This is a genomic window from bacterium, from assembly GCA_020440705.1.
Lineage (GTDB): Bacteria > Krumholzibacteriota > Krumholzibacteriia > LZORAL124-64-63 > LZORAL124-64-63 > JAGRNP01.
Genome location: JAGRNP010000117.1, coordinates 2,628 through 7,294, shown reverse-complemented (window position 1 = coordinate 7,294; position 4,667 = coordinate 2,628). Strand labels below are relative to the sequence as shown.

5 protein-coding genes and 1 tRNA gene are annotated in these 4,667 nt (G+C 69.0%); 1 reads left to right on the top strand and 5 read right to left on the bottom strand.

Going from position 1 to position 4,667, the window contains the following annotated elements; genetic code table 11:
• On the top strand, positions 1-978 hold a 978-nt coding region (locus tag KDM41_14590), incomplete at its 5' end, for an oligoendopeptidase F (protein ID MCB1184654.1).
• An 84-nt stretch (positions 979-1,062) separates the two neighbouring features.
• Here KDM41_14590 and KDM41_14585 read toward each other — a convergent pair.
• From KDM41_14585 to ysxC, 5 genes are all read right to left on the bottom strand, one after another.
• Positions 1,063-1,896, bottom strand: a complete 834-nt coding sequence (locus KDM41_14585; protein MCB1184653.1) for a flagellin FliC — start codon at positions 1,894-1,896, stop codon at positions 1,063-1,065.
• Between the two features lie 179 nt (positions 1,897-2,075).
• Positions 2,076-2,151: transfer RNA gene (locus KDM41_14580), tRNA-Lys, on the bottom strand.
• Between the two features lie 72 nt (positions 2,152-2,223).
• Positions 2,224-3,519, bottom strand: a complete 1,296-nt coding sequence (locus KDM41_14575; protein ID MCB1184652.1) for an adenylosuccinate synthase — start codon at positions 3,517-3,519, stop codon at positions 2,224-2,226.
• A 143-nt stretch (positions 3,520-3,662) separates the two neighbouring features.
• Complete coding sequence (locus KDM41_14570) at positions 3,663-4,091, bottom strand: hypothetical protein (GenBank protein ID MCB1184651.1); 429 nt, start codon at positions 4,089-4,091, stop codon at positions 3,663-3,665.
• 129 nt (positions 4,092-4,220) lie between these two features.
• On the bottom strand, positions 4,221-4,667 hold a 447-nt coding region (gene ysxC / locus KDM41_14565; protein ID MCB1184650.1), incomplete at its 5' end, for a ribosome biogenesis GTP-binding protein YsxC.

Here is a 4,667-nt window from a genome sequence, read left to right as displayed (position 1 = left end):
CTGCGGCGCAAGGTGATGCACCTCGACGGGGCCCTGACCTTCCCCAACCTCTACAACGCCATGATCGAGGGCATCGAACCCGAGTACAGCTATGACGAAGCCCGCCGGATCATCGCCGAGGGTCTCGCGCCCCTGGGCAAGGAATACGTGGGCCTGCTCCGGGAGGGCATGGACCCGGCCAACGGCTGGATCGACGTCTACCCCAACAAGGGCAAGCGCTCGGGCGCCTACAGCAACGGCGTGCTGGCCCGCGACCTGCACCCGTACGTGCTGCACAACTACGACAACAGCCTCGACGCCGTCTCGACCACCGCCCACGAGATGGGCCACGCCCTGCATTCGGTGTTCAGCAGCCGCAGCCAGCCGGCGGTGTACTCGCGCTACACCACCTTCCTGGCCGAGATCGCCTCGACGTGCAACGAGGCCCTGCTCACCGACCACCTGCTGGCCAAGGCCCGCAAGGACGGCGACGTGGACATGCAGCTTCTGCTCCTGAACCAGCGGCTCGAGAGCATCCGTCAGACCATCTTCCGGCAGACGCTCTTCGCCGACTTCGAGCTCCGCTTCCACGAGCACGCCGAGGCGGGCAACCCCCTGACGGCCGACTACCTGAACGGGCTCTACGCCGACCTCATCGCCGAGTACTACGGACCGGACTTCGAGATGGGCGCCGACGACCAGTGCGAGTGGATGTTCATCCCCCACTTCTACTACGACTTCTACGTCTTCACCTACGCCACCGGCCTGACCAGCGGCCTGGCCCTGGCCGACCGCATCAGCGAGCAGGGCGACGCCGCCGCCCGGCAGTACATCGACAACATGCTGAAGGCCGGCTCGAGCGCGCCGCCGCTGGACATCCTCCGCAACGCGGGCGTCGACCTGGAGACCCCGGCGCCCATCGTCGCGGCCATGGACGCGTTCGCCGAGACGGTGGCCGAATTCGACCGCCTGTGGACGCAGAAGTACGGCAAGATGTAGTCCGCACCGTTCACCGCGGGGAAACGCGAAGGCGCCGGGAGGAGACTCCCGGCGCCTTTCTCCTGCCGCGAGGTGGGGTCACCCCTACTTGAGGAGATCCATCACCGACGACGGCATCAGCCGCCCCTGCACGAGCACCGCGTCGCTCGCCCGGGCCAGCACCTGCTGCCGGGCCAGTTCCGAGGTCTGCACCGCGTAGTCGGAGTCCATGATCCGCGATCGCGAGGCGTAGGTGTTCTCGGCCGCCACCGCCAGTTCGCGTCCCGCGCTCAGCAGGCGATTGCTCGACGCCCCCAGCTCCGCGCGCTGCGCGCTGACCTGGGCCAGGGCGTCGTCGATCGCCCCGAGGGAGGCCCGGGCGTTGCTGCCGTCGCCGCCCGTCAGGTCGAGGGACCCGAGACCCAGCGCCGTCGCGTCGAACGCCGCCGAGAGGTCGAGGCCCACGTTGCTCGCCCCGTCGCCCTGGCCGACGTTGATGGACACCTCGCCCGCCGAACCGTCGAGCAGCTTCTTGCCGTTGAACTCGACGGATTCCGCCACGCGGTCGACCTCGCTGTAGAGGGAATCGAACTCGGCCTGGATCGCCTCGCGCTGATCCGGACTCAGGGTGTCGTTGGCCGCGTGCACCGCCAACTCCTTCATGCGCCCCAGTTGCTCGGCCGTGTTGGCCAGCCCGCCGTCGGCCGTGTCCAACAGCGACACGCCGTCGTAGACGTTCGCCATGCCCTGCTCGAGCCCCTTGAGCACCTCTCCCATGCGGTTGGCGATGGCCAGGCCGGCCGCGTCGTCGCCGGCGCGGTTGATGCGCTTGCCGCTGCTGAGCTTCTCGAAAGACTTCGTCTGCTCGTCGCGCTGGGTCGAGGAGTTGCGCAACGCCCGCATGGTCGCGGGATTCTGGCTCCCGATGCGTATGGTCATGTTGACAGTCCTTTGTTGCGCCCACGGGTCGTCCTGGCTCCCGTGCCCCGCATTCCGGCGGATCACGGGTGTGGGCGGACTTCGCCTTATGCACCGGTTATCGGCGGGCGGGGAGGGAAACTTGAGCCCGAATCGGCAAAAAAAGGAAGCCGCCGGAACGGCGGCGGGCGGGGGGTTGGTGGTAGGCCACCCGGGACTCGAACCCAGCACAACCTCCTTAAAAGGGAGGTGCTCTACCTGATGAGCTAGTGGCCCACCCGCCAAGACATGAAGCGCGAATATAGCCCGGCCGCCGGACGGTGTCAAAACCGCCCGTCCGGGGCCGGATCAGGTGGTGACGCCCGTCGGCGTCCAGATCATCTGTTCGCGGTCGCGGCCGACGCTGACGCCGACAATGAGCGTGCCCAGTTCGCCCTCGAGGAACTCGAGGTACTTGCGCGCGTTCGCCGGCAGATCCTGCAGCTTGCGGGCGCCGGCGGTGGGTTTCTCCCAGCCGGGGAACTCCCGGTACACCGGATGGCAGCGGGGCATCGCCTCGCTCAGCACCGGGTAGATGTCGATCTCCCGGCCGTCGAGCTCGTACTTCACCGCCACCTGCAGCGCCGGCAGGTCGTCGAGCACGTCGAGCTTGGTGATGATCACGCCGGTCATGCCGTTGATGTCCACGGCATACCGTCCGGCCACGAGATCGAACCAGCCGCAGCGCCGGGCCCGGCCGGTGGTGGCGCCGTACTCGCCGCCGGCCTCGCGCAGGGCGTCGCCCTCGGCCCCGAGCAGCTCGCTCGGGAAGGGGCCGTTGCCCACCCGCGTGCAGTAGGCCTTGAAGATGCCGTTGATCTCGCCCAGGGCGCGCGGCGGCAGGCCGGTGCCGGTCAGCGCTCCGCCGATGGTGCTGTTGCTGCTGGTCACATAGGGGAAGGTGCCGTGATCGACGTCGAGCATGGTCCCCTGGGCGCCCTCGAAAAGGGCCGACTCCGTGCCTTCGCGCACGCCGGCCAGCTTCTCGTAGGCGTTGACCACCATGGGCGCCATGGAACGGGCGAGCACCACCAGTTCCTCGGCCAGGACCCGCGCCGGCAGGGGCTCGGCGTCGTAGGTCTGGCTCAGCAGCTCGTTGGCCGAGAGGATCTTCTCGATGGCCTTGCGCTCGAGGTTCTCCGCCGGCAGCAGCAGGTCGCCCATGCGCAGGCCGGTGCGCTGGATCTTGTCCAGGTAGGCCGGGCCGATGCCGCGGCCGGTGGTGCCGATGCTCTTGCGCTTGAGCCGGGCCTCGCGCAGCTCGTCGATGCGCTTGTGGTAGGGCATGAGCAGCGCCGCCGTGGCGGAGACGAAGAGCCGGTCGCGCACGGCGTAGCCCCGCTCCTCCAGCTCCATGATCTCGTCCCGCAGGCTCCAGGGGTCGATGACCATGCCGCCGCCGAGCAGGCAGCGCACGCCCTCGTGCAGGATGCCGGACGGCACCAGATGCAGGACGTGCTTGTCCTTGCCGATGTGGATGGTGTGGCCGGCGTTGGCGCCCCCCTGGTAGCGGAGCACCCAATCCACGTCCCGGCTGAGGGCGTCGACGATCTTGCCCTTGCCCTCATCGCCCCACTGGCCACCGATGATCACACGGTTTTCCACGGAACTCTCCACGGTTTCGGGAGCCGACGCGCCCGTCCGACGAACGCACCACGCCCCCAAAAAAAAGGCCCGAAGTAGCGGCAAGTCGCCATCCGGGTTGCTGGGGCAATTATCGCTCCGCGCTCAGGCCGCGTCAAACAGAATCAGCCGCCGTTGAACATGGCCTTCAGGGTACCCCAGGCCTTCTCGTCCACGAGCGAGCCCGACCCGCATTCGTCGGCCACCCCCGGATTCCCGGCCTGTTCGGTGACGTTCCCGTCGGGATTGCCGTCGCCGTCGCTGTCGCCGACCTCCACGCCGTTCAGGCAGCCGTCGTCGTCGGAATCGAGCTGCGCCAGGTTGGAGTCCCAGAGGCGCCCGTTGGCCAGGAAATCGACGCCGAACAGGTTCAGGGGCGCATTGCCCGCCGACGGGGCCGTCACCGTGTGGCAGGTGAGGCAGAGATTGGGCGCGGCCACCGGCAGCAGGGCCATGTCGAACTCGGTGGCCGCGGCCGGGCCGGCCCACAGCAGCGCGACGGCCGCGCATACGGCCGCCCAGGCGGGTATTCCCCTGCAGGCCAGGCGCCTCATGAGTTCCTCGCGATGGCTCTTTCCCGCCGCGTCTTCCCCGCACCGCCGTGTCGCGGCTGCCGGGCGGTCCCGGCGCGGCTGCCGGCCCCCGTATTATACCCGGACCGCGCCACGGGCGTCAAACCGCCCTCAGGCATTGGCCGTGAGCAGGGCGTCGATCCAGGCCCACATCTCGACCCGCCCGATGCGCCGGGCCGCCGAGGTGGCGAACACGGGCACCTCGGCACCCATGCCGAGGGCCGAGACGATCTCCGTATAGCGCCGGGGACGCTCGTTGGTTCCGAGCTTGTCGATCTTGGTGAGGGCCACGGCGCTCGGCACCTGGGCCGCGCGGATCCACGCCGCGACCTCCAGGTCGTCGTCGCTGGGCGGGTGGCGGGCGTCGAGGAGGTGGATCGCCGCGATGGCCCGGTCCTCGCTGGCCAGGTAGCGCGGGAAGTACTCGCGCCAGGTGGCCCGCTGGGACTTGCTCACCTTGGCGTAGCCGTACCCCGGCAGGTCGACCAGGTAGAACCGGCCGGCGACACGGAAGTAGTTCCAGAGGCGTGTCTTGCCCGGTTTGCCGCTCGTGCGGGC

Bases quoted from the DNA above. Each gene is read 5' to 3' on its own strand.
- KDM41_14585 (MCB1184653.1), bottom strand. From the start codon at position 1,896: ATGACCATACGCATCGGGAGCCAGAATCCCGCGACCATGCGGGCGTTG.
- KDM41_14570 (MCB1184651.1), bottom strand. From the start codon at position 4,091: ATGAGGCGCCTGGCCTGCAGGGGAATACCCGCCTGGGCGGCCGTATGC.